Below are 21325 nucleotides of genomic sequence, written 5' to 3'. Positions count from 1 at the left end.
ATAATGGGCAACTTGTCACAAACCTGGTTGATACCGCGCTTACCGCAGTAAATGACGCATTCTATCGCGTAGGGGTGGGGAGTGGTAGCCGCAAATTTCCTGTTGTTAAATTTTGAGAATTGCAGGCGTTGTTCACTATGGGAACATAGCGAGTGTAGAAAAGCACGACCACTATTTAGCGCAGAGCGATCGCCATATATTTGTAGCGGCCCGCTTCCCCGAGCCGCTACATGATCATGGCTACTCCTGTCGATAGGTTATTCCGGACACGGCGATAACGGGCTCGTCATACTGCCGGTTAACATGATCAAACTGACGCATATCCAGCCACCATCGCTGCCACTTCTCCGCGATGAGTTCGCTATAAAAGCGTCCGGCGCTGCATAAAGCCTGCTGCTGCATATGCTTCTGTTTACCTGGGTCATTGATTATCGCGATCAGCGCATCAGCAAGCGCTCGCTCATCCCCTTCAGTGACCAGCACACCCGCGTCATATTCGTGCAGCAGATCGCGAGGTCCGTATTTAATCGCAAAACTCACCAACGGCGTCCCGTGGGCCAGTGATTCCAAACCAAACAGGGAAAACCCCTCCTGGTTAGAACACAGCACCGCACAGCAGGAACGACGCTGAATTTCGGCGATATCATCGGAAAAACCATTAATATGAATATGAGAATCCAGCCCTTTTTGCATTACCTGCTTGCGTAATGCTGCGCGTAACGGGCCGGTACCATAGGTCTGCAGCTGTGCATCCGGTATCGCGTCTACTACCCGCTCAAATGCCCGAATCAATAAACCATGCTGCTTTTCCGGCGAGTAGCGCGCCATATAGAGCACCTGCTTTGAGGGGATCTTGTCCAGCGTATCAGTTGAATATCGTGCCTCTGCAGGATGGGGGATAACGCGTAGTTTGTGCTCAGGAAATCCCTCACCAATTAAGTCTTGACGCTGTTCCTCCGTGAGTACCACCAATTGATCAACCCGCTGATGCTGTTCGAGGATATGCCTGTAGGTACCTTTACGTTCACCATTCGGTAAACGATGCGAGGAATGAATCAGCGCAGTCACGGTTGCATGAAACCGCTGTTGCGGCCTGGAATTCACAAACTCGCTCCAGGGTTGATTTTTATCAACAATGAAGTGCCATTCGGTGGCGCAGTCCAGATTCGCCTCCAGCATTGCGGCGTTAAAACCTGCCTGATGGCTAAACGTCATGATTCCATATCGATGATCATTAATTTCAATGCCAATTAGCGTGCTTTTCCCCGGGTACTCCCGGTAACACTTACGCAACAATACCCGGTGCTGATCATCAAGAAATTCATGGCAACGTTGTTCGCCATCCGGATCCTGTAACGTGTACGTTATCATTTTTATGCCGCCCAATCCGGACTGAGGCATGCCGCTAATGACGCGCTGCGGGTTATCCGGTAAAAAACCAATCTCCCCCCGATCGCGCATAGAAATCAGCCAGTGATATATATTAAACACCTGCACCCGGGACGGTAATTTTCCCGCTTTTTTTAGCATCTCGACGTTATCAGCAAGCGCCGGATTCCACTCGGATGTAACAATCCATGGCGCTATATCCATCTGCCTGGCGAACAATCTGGCTCGGCTCAGCGTTGCCGCTTCGATACCGTTTCCCACATTACGTATATCTGCGCACAGAAAGACAACCTGCTGTCGAGACTCCTCCCGTACCGGAGATGATAATTTCATTATCTGCTGGTTATTAAGATATTTAAGATAGGCCACATAACCAGATAAATAGTGCTCAACGTCATCAATCCTGACGCGATAACTGTGATGACGAATAAAGAAGCTTCCAACAATACGCTGTGGGTTTTTAAAAAACATCGCCAGTTCCGGCCAGAAAAAGCCGTTGAGCAGATAGCGCGCTCGATATTCCAGCGCACGTCCAAATTTATTAAGATCAAAATCGTCCAGTAGATAGCGATGCTGAGGATCGACGAGCAACCTGGCGATCATCCGCTGTGCCGCCATCATTAATTCCAGTAGCGTCGGATAAGTCGTTATCCTCTCGAGTACGAAATCAAGATGTTCTCGCACATTATCCAGACCAAACTGATAATAACGCGCCTCCGGCCGGTACATCGTTAATTCATTAACGCAATAACTCAGCCAATGGTCGTGTGCACGCCAGTGTTTCTGTGCAATAAAATAATCAAACGCTCTTTCGACAATCTGTAACCAGCGTTCATTTTTGGTGATGGCATAAAGGCGAATCAAGGCAAAAGCCGCTTCACCATCATAATAAATAATGCGCTGAGCTTCTTTGACCGACAGATCAGGATAATTCAGTACATGTACAAATGCACCGCTGAGGCGGTCCTGCATATACGCAATGCCGTTTGCCAGCCGCTCCATCTGGGCAACATACTGCTGATCACCGGTGAGTTCTGTATATTTCGCCAGCGCCAGAATGCTGACCGCATTCCCCCCCAGCTTTATTTCATCGCCAACATCTACTAAAAAATCGGCTTCAGTACCATCAGCCAACTGCTGACTGTGTATTAACTGCTGCGTTAAATAGCGTAGCGTACGATCGATCGCCGCTTTATGGCTGTTATCCTGGGTCAGTTCCCAACCTTCAAGTAATGCATAGGTTGAGCTGGCATGGCGCAAAGCATTATAAGAGGGGATAGGACGATCAAAACAGGGAAACCAGCCATAATAATATTCACCGGATAGCTTTATCTGACGCGATAAATAGTCAGTAGCGCTATCAATGACTGTCGCAACATGTTCTGCAGGCCAGTGGGTAATCTGCCGATAACCAGCATTTCGCCCCTGGTGTTCAATTCGCCAGGCCCGGGAACCGTCAGTAAAAACAGCCCGGGTGGTAAAACGCCATATCGATTGCTCTGCCCTTTCAGGCCAGTCAAGTGGCTCGCCAAACCGACGTTTAGCATAGTTATTCAGGTTTATAGCATTGGGCGTCGCAACACCAATCTTGCCATCATAAAGAAGCGCTCCGGCACCGATCTCCTGCTCAAGGATCGCGTGGGAAAATTGTGGATCAAACGCCAGTCCAAAGCGAAAATAGTTACGTTTAGTTTGCTGTAATTTATCCTGTAATACCTGCCAACTGAGTGCTTCGACCCGATCAACAATATCCACACGCAGCCACTCAGGCTGCTTTTTCTGCTTCTTTTTCCATTGCTGTAATGTTTGAGCACCGCTCAGCCAGGCTTTTTCAAAACTCGAACCAGTAGCAATGTGCACACTGGCCCGTTCAGAACCATTCGCGATACTGAAAAAAAGCACCCAGGCCGGGTATTCCGATGGTAAGGCCGTATCCTTTAGTTTTTCAGCCTGGCCACGGGCGAGCTGTAATAATTCACTTAGCGACATCCTCTTTCCTCCAGTCGAAATATTAACGCTCTCTGAGCGCTTCTTTAGCCCGGTTAAACGGTTTAATTAAATAGTCCATTATTGTTTTCTCGCCGGTCTTAATATCCACCGTCGAAATCATCCCCGGCACAATAGAAAAATGCTTGCCGGTTTTATTTTGTAAATAATCAAGATCGGTACGAATGAATACCCGATAGTAATAATTCTCGGGTTTCACTTCGTCCTGAATGGTATCGGGCGAAATGGTTTCGACCACACCATCTAAACCGCCATAAATAGCGTAGTCATAGGCGGTGATCTTCACCAGAGCCTGCTGTCCCGGACGAATGAAGGCAATATCACGCGGTGAAAGCCTGGCTTCAATCAGCAACCGATCATCAAGAGGGACAATTTCCATCAATTCACCATTCGGCGTAATAACGCCGCCGAGGGTGGTGACCTTAATATTTTTAACGATACCGCGTACGGGTGAGCGAGCCGTCAGGCGCGTCACAGAATCCGAGCGGCCCTTAATCACCTCCGAAAGTGTATCAACCTCAGCATTCGCCTTCGCCAACTCCTCCCGGGCCTGCACATAATACTGTGAACGTAAATCAGTGAGCTTCAGATCCAGATCTGATTTCTGGCGCCGTAAGCGCAAGACTTCTACGTTACTGGCAGCACCGCTTTTCGCGAGTTTTTCGGTGATTTGCAGTTCCCGGACGACCAAATCCAGCGACTCTCTAATTCGCGACTCAGATTCCGTAAGCTGAGCACGACGCGTGTTATACAACCTGGTTTCTGTTGCCGTCAGATTAGGCCACCCCTTCAGCTCATCCGGAAAAGTTAAGGGCGAATCATTGACCTCTGCATGTAAACGAGCACCGGCTGCCAGTGAGGCTCGATAGCGCGCAGCACTTTCACCAACATTAGATTCAGAACGCGTTGGGTCCATCCGGGCAACCACCTGCCCGGCCTGCACCATATCGCCCTCTTTAACATTCAGCTCGACTAAAATCCCACCATCCAGCGACTGTAATACTTGCTCTCTGGAACTCGGGATCACTTTCCCCGTTCCGGTCGAGACTTCATCTAAAACACCAAACCATGCCCAGACCGCCGCCACGGCCAGTAACAGGCTAATAATAACGATAACCCGCGAGGATCCAGACAGTGCGCTATCGTCATTGACCTGCCCTTCGCTATCATCCAGTAGTAATCGGGTTCCGGCGGTATCCGCCAATGGATCAGGCTGATTGATTTTCATTGCTGAACTCCTGACGACGGGCCCGCTTTTCCGCATGGTTAAACGCTTTCTCTTTTGGTGTATCCATCACCAGGTTACCCTCTTTGAAAACTAAGACCCGGTCGACTAATTCCAGTACTGCAGCCCGATGGGTAGCGACGATGAGCGTTCGGCCTGCCAGCCATAAAGAAAGGCGTTGCAGGAAATCCTGCTCGGTATGTTCATCCAGTGAAGCGGTCGGCTCATCCAGTAGTACAATATTCGGATCGCGTAATAACATCCTGGCCAGCAGAATCGATTGACGCTGCCCGCCCGACAGGCCTAGCCCTCCCTCCATAATAGGATGGTCAAGCCCCAGCGGTAGCCGCCTGACGAAATCAGCCGCAGCGCATACCTCCAGCACGCTGAAAATATCGTCGTCACTGGCCTGTGGCGCGCCCAGCGTCAGGTTATCCCGCAACGTACCGTGGAATAACCTGGCATTTTGCGTCAGTAAACCGATATTCCGTCGCAGATCGGCGACATCAATATGCGGCAAACTCAGATCGTCCAGTAGCAGCTCACCTTCGGTAAGCTCCATCCCCCCCGCCAGCGCCTGCAAAAAGGTCGATTTGCCTGCACCATTGCGCCCCAACACCGCAACCCTTTCTCCGGGCTTAATTTCCAGTTTGCCGACTCTTAACGGTACGCGAGATGATTCGGTGTGATAACTGAAGGCAGCAGCAGTTAGCCGATAATGTCCATACAATGCTGCGCAATGAACCTTTGTCTCTTCCCGGCTATTCTCAACCGGTAGTTTCATAATGCTGTCCAAACCGGACTTTGCTGCCTTAACTTGCTGCCAACGCGCCAGCACACCACAAAGCGTAGACATCGGAGCAATCATCCGTGACGACAGTAACGATGCTGCAACGATCGCGCCGGTCGTCATATCACCGTTAATGACCAACGGCGCCCCCACTAAAACCACCGAGGCATATACCAGATTCTGGATAGTCATACCCCAGCTAATCAGCCCCTGAGTGATCCGTCGCGTACGTACGCCCGACTGCGCCGTTACCGCAATATAACTGTTCCATTGCTGCTGAAAGCGGTCTTCCGCCTGCATCAATTTGATATCTTCAAGCCCCTGTAGGCTCTCAACTAATACCGCGTTACGTAACGTTGACTCATGTACCGACTGACGTGCCAGGTGGGATAATTTTTTCTGTAACAGCAGACCCGGGGCGATCATCAATAACGCCGCCGCCGGCGCTATCCATGCCAGCTGAGGAGAGATAATCATCAACATCAGTAAGAAAAGTAAAAAGAAAGGCATATCAACGATGGCTGATACGGTCGTTGACGTTACCATCTCGCGTATTTGCTCTAATTCACGCACTTGTGAAATAAAGCTCCCGGTAGAGCGTGGTATGGCACTATTTCGTAATCGCAATGCGTGGCCAAACACGCGATCGGAGACACGCATATCAGCCTGTTTACCTAAAATATCGGTAACATGCCCCCGTCCCACACGTAAAATAAATGAGAATATAACGGCAATAAGTACGCCAATAAATAATACGTAAAGCGTTGGAAAAGACTGCGCGGGGATGACCCGATCATAAACCTGCATAGAAAAAAGAATACCCGCAAGCGCCAGTACATTAATTAGCAGCGAGGCCAACATGACATGCCAGTATGGTTTTAAATCCCGAATAACCAGTTTACGTAACCAGTCAGGCTTATACTTTTCCAGATAACTGTCAGCCCGAATATCTTTTGCCGCCGCTGCCGGACGAAAAGCAATGATCCTGCTAATATCTGGTAATAATTGTGAGAATGAGAGCGTGTTTACCAATCCCTCATCGTGAATAAAACTAACGCCGATTTGATCAACACCATCAAACGTTTTAATAATACCAATCTGACCGTCCTTAAGCTGAATAACCAGCGGAAGACGCCACACAGAAATATCGTGATCTTTAGCAGCCAGTATTTTTCCCGATAATCCAGCCTGCCGTGCCAGATTTTTTAACACAACAGGCAGTGGATTATTCCATTGCCAACGGGCAATCGCCAGTAACTCACCTGATGAATAATCAAGTCGATAATGACTGGCAATATAGGTAATTGCCGTCACCCAATCGGTTAAATCTGCGCTAGTATCGCCGTTATCAGGAACGTCGTTGAATGTATTTTCCAACTGGCTCATGGTCTAATCTCCACACCCTGGATGGCCTGACTATCCAGAGTAAATACGCTTCTTATTCTGCCGGTGCTGTACAGGCAGTCCAGTTGAAGGCTCCTTAATTGGCTTTGCGTTTGCTGCTCAGTGAAACGAGATTGATAAATCTCCTGTTCAGCATTCAGTACGTCCAGTAGAGGGCGAGTACCCAGTTGTAAATACTGATCCTGATAAAGCGAACGGGTCTTTTCGCCCAACGCCTGTTGACGTGCCTGGATCTGCAGTGTTTGCTGTAAGCTTCCAGATTCGTTTTGCGCTTCACTTAACTGCTGACGCGCGTCGAGTTGAGCGGTACGAACCGCAGCATTAGCCGCCTCCAGACTGTGCTGTGCGGCATTACGACTGGCGGAAAGCGCGCCGCCCTGGTAAAGCGGCATCTGTACCCGCACCCAGGCAGAGTATTGAGTACGATCCAGCGCAGCGCTATTGGCGTAACGATCGTTGAGGTAGTGCGTGACCTCCGGCTCCAGTGAAATCGTGGGCAACATCTGAGCATCAGCAGAAGCCACCTGCGCCTGCGCCTGATTGGCTCTGGCCCACGCGGCTAACACCGAAGGCACAAGCCGATCGTCAACCTGCGTTGTCTGGCAGGCGTTTGCCAACTCGCCCGGAAAATCGTTGTTGACCCGATTGATCATTTTCCACCCCATATAGGTGGCTAATGTTGCGCGCCAACGATCCAGACTGGCTTGATATTGCGTTAAGGTCGCGCGGGCACCTTCAATACGCGTGCGGGTTTGCACTACATCAGAGAGCGAGCTGGCGCCTTCATCATTACGCTGACGAGCCAGGTCACCAATACTATTGAGTGCCTGTAGCTGATCCTGAGCGATGGAGACTAACTGCTGATACCCCTGAACCTGTACCAAGGCTGCTGCCGCATCATGGGCAATGGTATCGATGCTAACCAAAACGTTAGCCTGCTGCTGAGCAACCGCCGCGTTAGCTTCACGAACGGCGTTGTCGACTTTACCAAAGTCATAGAGCATCTGAGAAAGCGATAAAACCAGCGATGGACTATAACCATTATCACGATATGTATTCGTAATACCGTTATTAAATCCTCCGCTAATTTGCGGGTAATATTTAGCACGGGCAACATCAACCTTTTCAGACTGAGAAAACAGTACCCCGATTGCCTCACTAATATCGGGATGCCATTGCACGGCCCGCTGTACGGCATTTTTAATATCAAGTACATCTGGCGCACGGTCCGGCATATTATCTGGCGTTGGTCCGGACAGGCTGGGAAGTTCTTGTTGCGGAATAATATGCTGTGTACTGATCACTCCGGCAGAATCAGACTGGTTTTGCAATTGTGCCGTTACCGCACAACTATAAAAAAACGTAGTGGCGGCGATAAAAAAGCAGGTAGTACCTATTCTGCGATGGCGATAAATAAACATAATTCTTCCTAAAAATCAGATTCATTGATTAACGCTCAACAAGCCAGAGGTGATTTTTAACGTTCAAAAAACATGCCCCTGCTAATCAATAGAAAAAGATGATCCTTATTAACGCGAAGTCATGCCGCGTCAGCTTTATCTGGAAAAATAAGAGGAAAATTAATCTCTCCCTCTTTATTTCCATTTAAAGCACATCCCTGTGCTGATAAATGCTACTCAGATCGCCACTTCATCATGCATCTGATGAGGAGGAGTTTTGTTGTAACAGTTCATCCAGCGTGACTTCCACACCTTCCAGGGTGATGAGCTGCGTTGAATTGAACTGATCTCCTGCACCATCACGGTCGATGGAGACAACCGTGTCACCTGAATCGGTATGCTCAACGGAAACAAAGTTACCGATATCTGCAGAAGAACCATCCCAGCCACTTAACAGCTTGCTGACATCAATATGATCGTTGTCCGCTACGGAGAAATCAGTCCAGGTATTATCTGTACCGTTACCTCCCGCTGCGTCATCTGCATCCAGCAGATTAAAGATCACCGTGTCACTGCCCGCACCTAAGGTGAAAGTATCATCATAAGCCGAGCTGCTTGCCGTATCGTCATGACGACTTCCCTCAATAGTCAGGTCAAGATTGACCGTCAGGGTCGCACTTGATGTACTGCCATCCTGTGCCGTCAGGGTATAGTTAAACGCCTCTTTCTCCGTAATATCCGCTATGTTGATACCTTCATTCAGACTGTAGCTATAGCTGCCATCAGTACTGAGCGTCAGCGTACCGTAGTGACCAGCAATATCGACGGTAGAACTGCCCTCCTCTTGAACCAGCGTAGTATCCGTACCATTGGCGTCAGTGATCGTCAGAGTGGTGTACAGCGATGAAATTTCATCCGGTATGCCCTCTGAACCGGAACCATCGAAGATATGCCCTTCGACCGTTATCGAATCACCGGTATGGAATTCACTTAACGCCACTTCGGTTCCGGTCACAGTAGAGGAAATTGTCACCGTACCGATAGCCAGCGGCCCCACTCTGCCGCTAAGCGTCAGGGTATAATCCCCTTCTGTCAGCTCAAGTCCTCCCAGAGAAATTGATGGATTGCTGCCAAGTAAGGTCCCGCCAGAGACCGTATTTGTGACAAGTACCGTGCCGTTCGCATCAGCGATGGTATAAGTGATGTTCACACCAGTGAGCGCAGCGCCACTGATATTGATACCCAACGCCATATCCTTCAGCGCCACACCATCATCTATATGGAACGTACTGCTCGCCGTGCCGGTTGTTGAGTTAAACAGCGCACTTTGCCAGCTTACCGAGGTCCCCGGCTCACTATGCTCACTCTCCACCTGTAGTGCTGAGGCTTCCAGAGAGACGACATCATCTACCGCCTGAATATCCGGCAGTTCCAGATTGATCGTCAGTGTTGCCGCGCTTTTTGAACCATCAATACCGGCCAGTACATAGTTAAAGATCTCCGGCCCGGTAATGCTGGAGGGGGGTAAGCCCTGCGTTAAGGCATAGGTATAATTACCCTGTGCATCAATCGTCAGCGTGCCATATTTGCCCTCAATCTCCGTGGTACCCTTCGGTGATATCACCACATCGTTTACCGTGGAAATTAACGTACCTGCCGGTCCTGAGTCACCTCCGATGCCCTCATCACCACCGGTAATGACATTGCCGTCGACAGAACCAGTGCTCGTCTCAACTGCGTGGGTTACATCATGCAGAACATTCAGCACGTAGCCAGTTGCTACCGAAAGTCCCTGATCAGCCTGTAGCAGGAAGACATAATCCCCTTTAGGCAGCGTTAACGTTAGCTCTTCCGAACGACCGCCGACCGCCAGGATCCTTAACCAGTTATCAATGTGCTGATATTGCTCGTACTTCTGCGTATCCTCATTAAATTGATAGATAAACAGGTCAAAGGTGGAGAGTACTGAAAGACCACCCGCACTCGCCTGCACCGTCACGGTACGCACTGAATCATCGGCAACATTGAATTGTGCCTGATTCTGTAGATCGACTAACGTCACATCCAGCACGTCCCCCAGACCGAGGTTGGCTAGCAGCACACCGGCTTTTGCTGAAGCGCCATGGTCGGTTTCTTCCACAACAGTTCTGACATCCAGCGTCGCCTGATCGTCAACAGCCTGAACTTCCGGAAGTGTCAGATCAACAGTCAACGTAGCCGAGCTGTTTTGACCGCCAGGGCCGGTCAGGACATAGTTGAAGTTTTCCGGCCCGGTAATTGAGGACGGCGGCAGACCCTCCGTAAGCGTATAGGTATAGTTACCTTGCGCATCGATCGTTAACGTACCGTATTTACCCTCAATCTCCGTGGTTCCGTCAGCATTGATGGCTATGCCGTTGACACTGCTAATGACACTGCCTGCAGGAGCGGTATCACCACCTGTTCCCTCGCTGTCTCCGGTAATAACATTACCGTCCACGCTTCCAGAAGAGGTTTCTACGGTATGAGAGATATCTTCCAATACGTTCAACGTATAGCCCGTTGCTACCGATAGTCCCTGATCGGCTTGCAGCAGGAAGACATAATCTCCTTTAGGTAGCGTCAGCGTCAGTTCTTCCGAACGGCCACCAATTGCTACAACCCTTAACCAGTCATCGAGATGCTGATACTGCTCATATTTCTGCGTATCTTCATTGAACCGGTAGATAAACAGGTCAAAAGTGGACAGAACTGAAAGCCCTCCCGCACTCGCCTGTACCGTGATGCTACGCGATTCATTATCGTCTACCGAGAATGTGGCCTGATTCTGCAAATCAATCAGCGTCACATCCAATACTTCACCCAGCCCGAGGTTAGCCAGCAGGAAACCACTTTTCGATGAAGCACCGTGGTCTGTAGTTTCAACACTGGTGCCAATTTCAAGGGTCGCTTTATCGTCTACCGCTCCGGGTATATCTGAGTCGCTGTCTGAATCGGCATCAGAGTCACTGTCAGCATCCGCATCGGCGTCTGCATCCGAGTCGCTGTCAGCATCCGCATCGGCATCTGCATCCGAGTCGCTGTCAGCATCCGCATCGGCATCTGCATCCGAGTCGCTGTCAGCATCCGCGTCGGCATCTGCATCCGAGTCACTGTCAGCATCCGCATCGGCATCTGCATCCGAGTCACTGTCAGCATCCGCGTCGGCATCTGCATCCGAGTCACTGTCAGCATCCGCGTCGGCATCTGCATCCGAGTCACTGTCGGCATCCGCGTCGGCGTCAGAGTCACTGTCAGCATCCGCATCCGCATCGGCGTCAGAGTCAGAATCAGAGTCGCTGTCGGCGTCCGCATCAGCATCGGCGTCAGAGTCAGAATCCGAGTCACTGTCGGCATCCGCATCCGCATCGGCGTCAGAGTCAGAATCCGAGTCACTGTCGGCATCCGCATCCGCATCGGCGTCAGAGTCAGAGTCAGAATCCGAGTCACTGTCGGCGTCCGCATCCGCATCGGCGTCAGCGTCAGAGTCACTGTCAGCATCCGCATCCGCATCGGCGTCAGAGTCAGAATCAGAGTCACTGTCGGCGTCCGCATCCGCATCGGCGTCAGAGTCAGAATCCGAGTCACTGTCGGCGTCCGCATCCGCATCGGCGTCAGAGTCAGAATCCGAGTCACTGTCGGCATCCGCATCAGCATCGGCGTCAGAGTCAGAATCCGAGTCACTGTCGGCGTCCGCATCCGCATCGGCGTCAGAGTCAGAATCCGAGTCACTGTCGGCGTCCGCATCAGCATCGGCGTCAGAGTCAGAATCAGAGTCACTGTCGGCGTCCGCATCCGCATCGGCGTCAGAATCAGAATCGCTGTCTGCATCCGCATCGGCGTCAGAGTCCGAGTCACTGTCGGCGTCGGCATCCGCATCGGCGTCAGAATCAGAATCGCTGTCTGCATCCGCATCGGCGTCAGAGTCCGAGTCCGAGTCACTGTCTGCATCCGCGTCGGCGTCAGAGTCACTGTCAGCATCCGCATCCGCATCGGCGTCAGAGTCAGAATCAGAGTCGCTGTCGGCGTCCGCATCAGCATCGGCGTCAGAGTCAGAATCCGAATCACTGTCAGCATCCGCATCCGCATCGGCGTCAGAGTCAGAATCCGAGTCACTGTCGGCGTCTGCATCAGCATCTGAATCCGAATCGCTGTCGGCGTCGGCATCGGCGTCAGAATCAGAATCGCTGTCCGCATCCGCATCGGCATCGGAGTCCGAGTCACTGTCGGCATCCGCATCCGCATCTGCATCCGAGTCGCTGTCGGCATCCGCATCCGCGTCAGAATCGGAATCGCTGTCAGCATCCGCATCCGCATCGGCGTCAGAGTCAGAATCCGAATCGCTGTCGGCATCCGCATCCGCGTCAGAGTCCGAATCGCTGTCGGCGTCCGCATCGGCGTCAGAGTCAGAATCCGAGTCACTGTCGGCATCCGCATCCGCGTCAGAATCAGAATCGCTGTCGGCGTCCGCATCCGCATCTGAATCCGAGTCACTGTCGGCGTCAGCATCCGCGTCAGAGTCCGAATCGCTGTCGGCGTCCGCATCCGCATCTGAATCCGAGTCACTGTCGGCGTCTGCATCCGCATCTGAATCCGAGTCACTGTCGGCGTCAGCATCCGCGTCAGAGTCCGAATCGCTGTCGGCGTCCGCATCCGCATCTGAATCCGAGTCACTGTCGGCGTCCGCGTCCGCGTCAGAGTCCGAATCGCTGTCGGCATCCGCATCCGCATCTGAATCCGAGTCGCTGTCGGCGTCGGCATCCGCATCTGAATCCGAGTCACTGTCGGCGTCCGCATCCGCGTCAGAGTCCGAATCGCTGTCGGCGTCCGCATCCGCATCGGCGTCAGAGTCCGAGTCACTGTCAGCATCCGCATCAGCATCGGCGTCAGAGTCAGAATCCGAGTCACTGTCGGCGTCTGCATCAGCATCTGAATCCGAATCGCTGTCGGCGTCTGCATCCGCGTCAGCATCTGAATCCGAATCGCTGTCGGCATCCGCATCAGCATCTGAATCCGAATCGCTGTCGGCGTCGGCATCGGCGTCAGAATCAGAATCGCTGTCCGCATCCGCATCGGCATCGGAGTCCGAGTCACTGTCGGCATCCGCATCCGCATCTGAATCCGAGTCGCTGTCAGCATCCGCATCGGCGTCAGAGTCCGAGTCACTGTCGGCATCCGCATCCGCGTCAGAATCGGAATCGCTGTCGGCATCCGCATCCGCATCTGAATCCGAGTCACTGTCGGCGTCGGCGTCCGCGTCGGAATCCGAGTCGCTGTCGGCGTCGGCATCGGCGTCAGAATCAGAATCGCTGTCAGCATCCGCATCGGCGTCAGAGTCCGAGTCACTGTCGGCATCCGCATCCGCATCTGAATCCGAGTCACTGTCGGCGTCCGCATCCGCGTCGGAATCCGAGTCACTGTCAGCGTCCGCATCGGCATCGGCATCGGCGTCAGAGTCAGAATCCGAATCACTGTCGGCGTCCGCATCCGCATCTGAATCTGAGTCGCTGTCGGCGTCCGCGTCAGCGTCCGCATCGGCATCTGCATCCGAGTCACTGTCAGCATCCGCGTCGGCATCTGCATCCGAGTCACTGTCGGCATCCGCATCGGCATCGGCATCCGAGTCACTGTCGGCATCCGCGTCGGCATCTGAATCCGAATCGCTGTCGGCATCCGCATCCGCATCTGAATCCGAGTCGCTGTCGGCATCCGCATCCGCGTCAGAATCAGAATCGCTGTCGGCGTCCGCATCCGCGTCAGAATCAGAATCGCTGTCGGCGTCCGCATCCGCATCTGAATCCGAGTCGCTGTCGGCATCCGCATCCGCGTCAGCGTCAGCGTCAGCGTCAGAATCTGCGTCACTGTCAGAATCTGCATCGCTGTCGGAATCGTCGATGGTTTCAGTATTAGAATGACCATCGCTATTATTCGCGCCAAGGAACATTGCGGCGATGCCTACCGCACCAGCGGCAGCCATGGCCAAAGGCCCGGTGTAGCCAGAACCTTCTCCCGCAATCATGAGATCTTCAAGGCCAGATATCGACTCAAAATGGAATCCAGCCCCGGGATCCTGTACCCACCACAACGCTCCCTGTTCATCTTCCAATACTAAATCGCTGGTATTCCCTTGCGCATCCGCCAGGAAAAAATTTTTCAGCTCGAGTTTTTCACCAGAATGGAGAGTAACGACGAGATCGTTACCAGATCGGTTAAAAGACGCAATATCGCGCCTTTCCAGTTGTAATTTAACTATGCTGGGAGAATCTAAATTGACCTCTTCAGCATTGAGACTGGAAGTGTTGCCACTACCTTTCTCAGTTATCGATATATTGTTCATAAACCTGTACTCCCAACAAGGATTGAGTTAAGCGGTTCCGGAATAATCACCATCACCTAAACGTCCATTTACTCTGTATTGAAAACACTTACTGCACTGCACAATGACTACTTTTCATTCTCTTTTTGTCACAACGTTATTAACTTTATATTGTGTCTTACTGAGAATTTCTTAGGGATAGTCCAGACGCAGATAATTAAGAATACCCAAGGGCGTATCCTTTATTTTTGGAAATGCTTTCATCTGTCTTATCCCTCTAAAATAAATTGGAATAAAATTTGCGCATAGTGATCCCATGGTTCTGAAACAGGTAAATAAGAAACATGTATATTTGCATCTTCTTTTACTTTGTTAACCACTTAGCAAACCCTGGCAGGAGTCGGTTTTTTATTTATATATCAATAAGTAAAAAACCTCCCTGCAATGCAAATATTTGCAGGGAGGTTAAAAGATCTCTGAAAGAGGAAGTTCCCGCGCCTTCTACAATAATACCCTTGCAGTAAGGCTTGATATAATCCAGCAATTTTCTTAAAGCTGTACTTTCTTTATACTTACAGAAAAAATCCTTGCTAATTTTGACATATTCGAAATGCCCATCAATTACTGTAATAAGACTTGAATTTCCGAATCCAAACCGATCAAGCCAAACCGGACAATATTGTGTAATTTTTTTCCAGTTCTCTGCATCAGTACTGTTGAGATGAAAGATTTCCTCATTAACTTCAAATCGTAATCTCGGCATTTTCTTCAGCATATTGCGCATTGATAAATTACCCAGGATGTATTTCGAAATGTCAGTGTCAATATTGACAGAAATAATGGGCGCGTCCTTATCAGAAAAAAATCTATCGCTGATAACACCGATCTGCTCTTCAAAGAGTGTGATTTTCTGAGTGACAGAACGTTGGCAATCTCCTGCACTCAATGCCTGTTGACATCCGTTCGGATTTTCTACAGCCGCGCATCGAGTCATTAGCTCAAATGCAAAGAGTGAGCCAGAAACAGTGTAGATTGGTTCAAAGCTAAACAGATAAGCATTACCATCTTTCATGTATCTACCCCCTATGATTAAAAAATACTTACAAATCAACTTTAAGAAATTAATTTACTACGTAAATCATATACGTGGGGCACAATCGTTAATGTAACTTAATATTACTCTTTAAATTCAGAGAATAAAAATTGGTATAATCGGTCATAAACTCAAATCATGATAGCCACAGGCTATCATATAGATCCAATCGATCGCCACAACCAATTCTCAACAAGATTAATCCCACTTAAGTTAACATTTTTTACGACTAAAAATTACAAATTGATTCAACTTATTGATATTTACAATATTAATTCATTAAGTATGTTTTATGATTATTGTACAGCAATGCTAATGAGTTCAAAATTCAGCCAAAGCAACGCCAAAAAGATGAACCTCTCAAAAAAAACATAAGATAAATTTATCAAATAAAAACGGATTTTTACTGATTAAAAACACAGCATTTTGATGGAGAATCAGGGAGAAAACGTGGAGTTACGTTCAGAAGTGGCGTTTTTATAAAATGAGAGAAACTTCACATAAAAGGATAAAAAATGTGGAGCTCATTTACACAACAAGCTCCAGGTCATGTTCATAAAGGGAATCTGATAACGAGTAACCGAATCATTTAATCTGAAGGGAAAATGTAAAAAAGTTTTCTTTACTCCGAGATCTCTACATCATCGCTTTGTTGTTCAAGGATCTCACGTACCACACTGGTGGCAAAACTTCCTGCGGGGAGCCAAAAATTCATTTCAAGAGTGGCATCATCCCACCAGTTCCAGCGTAACTGATCGGGAATAACCAACATCGCGCGCCTTGCTGCTTCTATGCGTTCACGTTCAAGTAATGCCATTAACCGCGTTTCTGCCACCAAACACTGCTGCTCGAATGCCAGCGCATCATCACGACTTCCCCATTCACCACTGCCGGGAAGTGGCGCAGTGATGCGTAGTTCATTATGATGAACGCGTTGCTGCAGCATGTCTGACTCTTCGGCATTGGCCACAAACCAGCTGCCACGCCCGGTTAGCTGTAATGCATCACCTTTCATTACCTGACAAAGCGAATGTTGCTGTGCCAAACGTTCGCTGACCACCCAATTAAATAATGCGCTACGCGTAGCAGACAATAAGAAACTGCGCTTGCTACGCTCGCGCACCTGGATCGAACCTTCAGCCCAGCGGGTTGCCTGCAGCAAATTATTACCCGAATGGCCAAAGCGCTGCAGACCAAAATAGTTAGGTACTCCATTAACCCGGATTTGCTCCAGGCGCTGTTCTACCGCCGCACGATCGCTAACATTGCGTAACACCAGTTTAAAAGCATTGCCCTGTAACGCGCCGATGCGGAGTTTGCGTCGATGGCGTCCACTTTCAAGCACTTCGCATCCTTCCAGATCGAAAGCCGATAAATCTGGCGTCACTTTTCCCGGTAAACGCAGGCAAAACCACTGCTCAGTCACAGCATGGCGATCTTTCATCCCCGCAAAGCTTACGTCCCTTGCGTGAATTCCGACAAATTTTGCCAGCGCCTCCGCCACAAAACGTGTGTTGCAGCCCTTTTTGCGAATGCGTACTAGCAATTGCTCGCCATCCCCATCCGGACGATACCCAAGATCCTCGATGACAACAAAATCTTCAGGATTGGCCTTCAGCTTACCGCTCGCTGCCGGTTTGCCGTACAGCCGGGTGAGATTCAGCATATCCATCAGGAACCTGCCTTAAAAATAAGCGCAACGGCCTCACAAGCAATGCCTTCTCCGCGCCCGGTGAAGCCCAACTTTTCCGTCGTAGTGGCTTTCACATTGACGTCATCCATATGGCAGCCCAGATCTTCTGCAATATTAATGCGCATCTGCGGGACATGCGGCAGCATTTTAGGTGCCTGAGCAATGATGGTTACGTCAACATTCCCCAGCCTGTACCCTTTCGCATAAACTTTTTTCCATGCTTCACGCAACAGTCCCCGACTATCAGCGCCCTTATGGGCGGGATCGGTGTCCGGAAACAATTTGCCAATATCACCTAATGCAGCAGCACCTAGCAGTGCATCCGTCAACGCATGCAGGGCAACATCCCCATCAGAGTGAGCTAACAGTCCCTTTTCGTAAGGAATTCGCACGCCGCCAATCACCAGCGGTCCTTCTCCACCAAACGCGTGAACATCAAAACCGTGACCGATACGCATTACGCGTTCTCCCCATTATTAAGTTGAGTCAGATAGAACGCCGCCAGCGCTAAATCTTCCGGCCGCGTCACCTTAATGTTATCGCTACGTCCCATAACCAGTTCAGGATGATAGCCACAATACTCCAGCGCAGAAGCCTCATCAGTAATAACGGCACCTTCGTTGAGGGCTCGAAGCAGGCAACGACGCAAGAGCTCAAGCGGAAACAGCTGCGGCGTAAGTGCATGCCACAAATCATTACGTTCAACGGTATGAGCGATCGCAGCCGTTCCAGGCTCGCCCCGTTTCATCGTATCGCGCACAGGTGCTGCCAGAATGCCACCAACGCGGCTGGTATGGGTAATAGCAAGCAACCGTGCTAAATCATCCGGATGCAGGCAAGGGCGTGCGGCATCATGGACCAGCACCCACCCCGTTCCCTCGGCTAGTTGAAGACCAGCCAGTACGGAGTCGGCGCGTTGCCTTCCACCTGCGACACAGGTAACTCGCTTATCACTGGCAACGGATAGACGACAAAATTGAGTGTCTTCCGGGCTCAGAACGACGATTACACGGGTCACTGCCGGATGCGCAAGCAGGCTGGCTATACTGTGCTCAAGAAGAGTTTGATGGCCGATGGTCAAATATTGTTTAGGGCAATCAGATAGCATGCGGCTGCCGATGCCAGCCGCAGGCACAACGGCGATTACATCCGGAAAGGAACCTGCAATGTTGGTCATTATTTATCGTTGTTGGTTTTGAACAGCCCGTTGCGCGTTTCGTCTGTTTTGATCCGGCACAAGGCGATAGAAAGTCTCACCGGGTTTTATCATTCCCAGCTCGCTACGTGCGCGTTCTTCGATCGCTTCCGAACCGCCATTCAAATCATCGATTTCGGCAAAAAGCTGATCGTTACGCGCTTTTAGTTTGGCGTTATTCGCCTGCTGCACCGCAACGTCATCACTGACGCGCGTATAATCATGAATGCCGTTCTTGCCCAGCCAGAGCGAATATTGCAGCCAGCCTAATAGTACAAGTAACAACAGCGTAAGTTTTCCCATCCCCGCCCCCTGAAAAACGGCTCAATCATCCCACAACTTTTAATCCGACTCCACTCTGCTGGTGAAATTGAGCAGTTTTCCCATCCACTTGCATAAAAGTGCCACAAATCATCGCTTGCTTGTTCTTCACTGCGAATGTATTTTTATGCAATTAAAATGCATAAAGCCTTATAACTTCGTCTTTCCCAGGAGAAAACATGTTTAAAAAAATGGCCCTAATCGGCACGCTGTTAGCCCTGTTCTCTATGACAGCCCAAGCTGAAACCTATGTGGTGGGTTCCGGCGGCACCTACCGCCCTTTTGAGTTTGAGAACACACAAAAACAACTGGAAGGTTTTGATATTGATATTATTAAAGCTATCGCCAAAGCAGAAAACTTTGATATCAAACTGGTCAATACGCCCTGGGAAGGGATCTTTGCCACACTGAACTCTGGCGACCGCGATATCATTATTTCCGGTATTACTATCACCGATAAACGTAAACAGATGGTTGCTTTTTCATCTCCCTATTTCCCGGCAGAACAGTCTATCGTGGTACCGCAGTCTTCCAAAGTTGATTCACTGGCTGCGCTGAAAACAGAAAAAGTAGGCGTCGTGAATTCCAGTACCGGGGATATTGTCGTTTCCGATGTTTTAGGTAAAAACAGTACCGCTATCAAGCGTTTTGACAACACCCCTCTCATGTTGCAAGAACTGTCTGAAGATGGCATTGGCGCCGCCGTGGGTGATATTGGCGTGGTGAAATACTATATCAAGCAACATCCGGATAAGCAGTTTAAGCTAGTTCCTGATGATAAATTTGAACGCCAGTATTTTGGCATCGCCGTTGCAAAAGATAACCAGCCACTGTTGAACAAGATCAACTCGGGGCTGAAAAAAATCGTCGCTGACGGTAGCTATGCAAAAATCTACAGCGCATGGTTTGATAGCAACGTACCCACTTTACCCGCTCAATAATGTCTTTTTTATCGCCGCCAATGCGGCGATAACTTTTCACAGGATTGCTGTATGACAGGATTTCGCTGGGAAATCATTCAGGAATATATGCCGCTGTTTATCGACGGCGCACTCATGACACTTAAGTGTACGGTTATCTGCGTGATAACCGGTACGCTATGGGGATTGACGCTCGGTTTAGGGCGGTTGGCACAGGCACCACACGGCCCATGGAAAATAATCCTTCACTATTTTGTACAGTGGCCGGTGCGTATCTATATTAGTGCCTTTCGCGGTACACCATTATTCGTGCAGATTATGGTGGTGCACTTCGCCCTGATCCCGCTATTTATTAACCCAAGAGACGGCCTGTTAGTCAGTAACGGCCTAATGACTGTAGATTTCGCGCGCGCGCTGCGCGCTGATTATGGCGCTTTTCTCTCCTGCATCGTCGCGATCACGCTGAACGCGGGCGCCTATGTGTCGGAAATTTTCCGCGCGGGTATCCAGTCTATTGATCGTGGACAGATGGAAGCATCCCGTTCACTGGGCATGCCTTTTGGCCGTACGATGCGTAAAGTCATTTTACCGCAGGCTTTTCGTCGTATGTTGCCACCGTTGGGTAACAACGCGATTGCAATAGTCAAAGATTCGTCACTGGCTTCTGCCATCGGTCTTGCCGACCTCGCCTATGCCGCCCGTACCGTTTCGGGTGCTTATGCCACCTACTGGGAACCCTATCTGGTCATTTCACTGGTGTACTGGGTATTTACCTTCCTGCTGTCATTACTGGTTCAACATATGGAAAAGAGGTTCGGCAAAAGTGATTCACGTTAATAATTTGCAGAAACGGTTTGGTGAAACTCATGTACTGCGTGGCATCAGCTGCGATATCGCTCTGCAAGAGGTGATCTGCGTCATTGGCCCGTCAGGTTCGGGGAAAAGTACTTTCCTACGTTGCCTGAATGGATTGGAGAGTATCGAAGGTGGGAATGTCGACGTGAATGGGTTTGCCGTCCATGACATCAAAACCAACCTGAATAAAATGCGCGAAACTATCGGTATGGTGTTCCAGAAGTTTAACCTTTTCCCTCATATGACGGTGCTGGAAAACCTGATTATGGCGCCGATGGATGTACGCAAGCTGACCCGCGCGCAGGCAGTCGCACAAGCGAAAATATTGCTGGAGAAAGTCGGGCTCAGTGACAAAATCGATGCCTGGCCAAACAGCTTGTCAGGAGGCCAGCAACAGCGTGTGGCGATAGCCAGAGCATTAGCAATGGAACCTAAAATCATGCTATTCGATGAGCCAACTTCAGCGCTGGATCCGGAGCTGGTCGGTGAGGTACTGTCGGTGATGAAAACCCTGGCTAAGGAAGGAATGACGATGGTGATAGTGACGCATGAGATGGCCTTTGCCCGTGAAGTTGCCGATCGCGTAATGTTTATCGATCAGGGCGTGATTCAGGAAATGGGACAACCTGAACAGCTGTTCACTCACCCGACTAACCCGCGAACCGCATCCTTTCTTAGTAAAGTTTTGTAACGCAGCGA

General features: G+C 50.1%; 13 protein-coding genes. 3 read left to right on the top strand and 10 right to left on the bottom strand.

All coding sequences use genetic code 11. The annotated features are described in order from the left end of the window. Positions 1–240: 240 nt before the first annotated feature. The 10 genes from J1C60_RS04250 to ftsB form a co-directional block, all read right to left on the bottom strand. A complete protein-coding gene (locus J1C60_RS04250; protein WP_128178365.1) occupies positions 241–3378 on the bottom strand; it encodes a glycosyltransferase in 3138 nt (1045 codons plus the stop codon). A 22-nt stretch (positions 3379–3400) separates the two neighbouring features. Next, positions 3401–4624, bottom strand: a complete 1224-nt coding sequence (locus J1C60_RS04245) for an HlyD family type I secretion periplasmic adaptor subunit (RefSeq protein WP_375139786.1) — start codon at positions 4622–4624, stop codon at positions 3401–3403. After that, complete coding sequence (locus J1C60_RS04240) at positions 4605–6797, bottom strand: type I secretion system permease/ATPase (RefSeq protein WP_128178363.1); 2193 nt, start codon at positions 6795–6797, stop codon at positions 4605–4607. The genes J1C60_RS04245 and J1C60_RS04240 overlap by 20 nt, the downstream gene beginning before the upstream one ends. Further along, entirely contained in the window at positions 6794–8236 is a 1443-nt protein-coding gene (locus J1C60_RS04235) for a TolC family outer membrane protein (RefSeq protein ID WP_128178360.1), read from the bottom strand. Before J1C60_RS04235 ends, J1C60_RS04240 begins: the two co-directional genes overlap by 4 nt. A gap of 232 nt (positions 8237–8468) precedes the next feature. Next, on the bottom strand, positions 8469–14570 hold the full coding sequence (locus tag J1C60_RS04230) for a BapA/Bap/LapF family large adhesin (RefSeq protein WP_242080470.1): 6102 nt from the start codon (positions 14568–14570) through the stop codon (positions 8469–8471). A gap of 391 nt (positions 14571–14961) precedes the next feature. Next, complete coding sequence (locus tag J1C60_RS04225; RefSeq protein ID WP_128178346.1) at positions 14962–15621, bottom strand: EAL domain-containing protein; 660 nt, start codon at positions 15619–15621, stop codon at positions 14962–14964. A gap of 643 nt (positions 15622–16264) precedes the next feature. Next, positions 16265–17314, bottom strand: coding sequence for a tRNA pseudouridine(13) synthase TruD (truD, locus tag J1C60_RS04220; RefSeq protein ID WP_128178344.1), 1050 nt, complete (start codon positions 17312–17314; stop codon positions 16265–16267). Next, positions 17314–17793: a 2-C-methyl-D-erythritol 2,4-cyclodiphosphate synthase gene (ispF, locus tag J1C60_RS04215; RefSeq protein WP_128178342.1), complete on the bottom strand. Its 480-nt coding sequence runs from the start codon at positions 17791–17793 to the stop codon at positions 17314–17316. The genes truD and ispF overlap by 1 nt, the downstream gene beginning before the upstream one ends. Continuing rightward, positions 17793–18512: a 2-C-methyl-D-erythritol 4-phosphate cytidylyltransferase gene (gene ispD / locus J1C60_RS04210; RefSeq protein ID WP_128178340.1), complete on the bottom strand. Its 720-nt coding sequence runs from the start codon at positions 18510–18512 to the stop codon at positions 17793–17795. The genes ispF and ispD overlap by 1 nt, the downstream gene beginning before the upstream one ends. 3 nt (positions 18513–18515) lie before the next feature. Beyond that, positions 18516–18833: a cell division protein FtsB gene (gene ftsB / locus J1C60_RS04205; RefSeq protein WP_128178339.1), complete on the bottom strand. Its 318-nt coding sequence runs from the start codon at positions 18831–18833 to the stop codon at positions 18516–18518. A gap of 197 nt (positions 18834–19030) precedes the next feature. On the opposite strand from ftsB, the gene J1C60_RS04200 reads away from it, so the two are divergent. The 3 genes from J1C60_RS04200 to J1C60_RS04190 are packed head-to-tail and all read left to right on the top strand — an operon-like array spanning position 19031 to position 21317. Continuing rightward, positions 19031–19792, top strand: coding sequence for a basic amino acid ABC transporter substrate-binding protein (locus J1C60_RS04200; protein WP_128178337.1), 762 nt, complete (start codon positions 19031–19033; stop codon positions 19790–19792). Positions 19793–19843: 51 nt separating this feature from the next. Then, the gene (locus J1C60_RS04195; protein WP_128178336.1) at positions 19844–20608 is read left to right on the top strand and encodes an amino acid ABC transporter permease; all 765 of its coding nucleotides are present in this window, start codon (positions 19844–19846) and stop codon (positions 20606–20608) included. Next, positions 20595–21317, top strand: a complete 723-nt coding sequence (locus J1C60_RS04190) for an amino acid ABC transporter ATP-binding protein (protein ID WP_128178334.1) — start codon at positions 20595–20597, stop codon at positions 21315–21317. The genes J1C60_RS04195 and J1C60_RS04190 overlap by 14 nt, the downstream gene beginning before the upstream one ends. Positions 21318–21325 lie beyond the last annotated feature (8 nt).

The sequence above is a fragment of the [Pantoea] beijingensis genome, from assembly GCF_022647505.1.
GTDB lineage: Bacteria > Pseudomonadota > Gammaproteobacteria > Enterobacterales > Enterobacteriaceae > Erwinia > Erwinia beijingensis.
The sequence above is the reverse complement of the archived record's forward strand: the minus strand, read 5'-3'. Positions and strand labels throughout refer to the sequence as shown.

Bases quoted from the DNA above. Each gene is read 5' to 3' on its own strand.
- J1C60_RS04250 (WP_128178365.1), bottom strand. From the start codon at position 3,378: ATGTCGCTAAGTGAATTATTACAGCTCGCCCGTGGCCAGGCTGAAAAA.
- J1C60_RS04245 (WP_375139786.1), bottom strand. From the start codon at position 4,624: ATGAAAATCAATCAGCCTGATCCATTGGCGGATACCGCCGGAACCCGA.
- J1C60_RS04240 (WP_128178363.1), bottom strand. From the start codon at position 6,797: ATGAGCCAGTTGGAAAATACATTCAACGACGTTCCTGATAACGGCGAT.
- J1C60_RS04235 (WP_128178360.1), bottom strand. From the start codon at position 8,236: ATGTTTATTTATCGCCATCGCAGAATAGGTACTACCTGCTTTTTTATC.
- J1C60_RS04230 (WP_242080470.1), bottom strand. From the start codon at position 14,570: ATGAACAATATATCGATAACTGAGAAAGGTAGTGGCAACACTTCCAGT.
- J1C60_RS04225 (WP_128178346.1), bottom strand. From the start codon at position 15,621: ATGAAAGATGGTAATGCTTATCTGTTTAGCTTTGAACCAATCTACACT.
- truD (WP_128178344.1), bottom strand. From the start codon at position 17,314: ATGGATATGCTGAATCTCACCCGGCTGTACGGCAAACCGGCAGCGAGC.
- ispF (WP_128178342.1), bottom strand. From the start codon at position 17,793: ATGCGTATCGGTCACGGTTTTGATGTTCACGCGTTTGGTGGAGAAGGA.
- ispD (WP_128178340.1), bottom strand. From the start codon at position 18,512: ATGACCAACATTGCAGGTTCCTTTCCGGATGTAATCGCCGTTGTGCCT.
- ftsB (WP_128178339.1), bottom strand. From the start codon at position 18,833: ATGGGAAAACTTACGCTGTTGTTACTTGTACTATTAGGCTGGCTGCAA.
- J1C60_RS04200 (WP_128178337.1), top strand. From the start codon at position 19,031: ATGTTTAAAAAAATGGCCCTAATCGGCACGCTGTTAGCCCTGTTCTCT.
- J1C60_RS04195 (WP_128178336.1), top strand. From the start codon at position 19,844: ATGACAGGATTTCGCTGGGAAATCATTCAGGAATATATGCCGCTGTTT.